The organism is Streptomyces melanogenes (assembly GCF_014649795.1).
Taxonomy (GTDB): Bacteria; Actinomycetota; Actinomycetes; order Streptomycetales; family Streptomycetaceae; genus Streptomyces; species Streptomyces noboritoensis.
The window spans coordinates 370,983-371,299 of sequence record NZ_BMTS01000010.1 but is presented as its reverse complement, the minus strand read 5'-3'; the positions used below and the strand labels follow the sequence as shown (position 1 = coordinate 371,299).

General features: G+C 70.7%; 1 pseudogene. It reads right to left on the bottom strand.

Features of this window, described 5'->3' with window-relative positions:
• A pseudogene (locus IE252_RS23410) lies at window positions 1–317 on the bottom strand (GH3 family domain-containing protein); the annotation flags it as partial.

Genomic DNA, 317 nt, shown 5'->3' with positions numbered 1-317 from the left:
CGGCAGGCGGTGTTGCGCAGTTCGAGGCCGCCTCCGGCGAGCGCGGTGGTGAGCGCGCGCAGGACGTGGGCGTCGCGCAGTCGCTCTCCGGCGGTGTTGGAGAGGGTGTTGCGGCCGGTGTATTCGAGGCGCGGCACGCCGTCCTCGTGGTCGACGACCCGTACGACGTCGCCGACGGCGTAGCGGTAGAGCCCGCCCACGTGGCTGAAGATCGCGTGGTAGTCGCGGCCGGGTTCCAGCTCGTGGGGTTGGAGCGTGTGCGTGTCCGGGGTGAGGTCTTGGTCTGCGTCGGCGAACTCGTACAGGGAGGCGGTGAT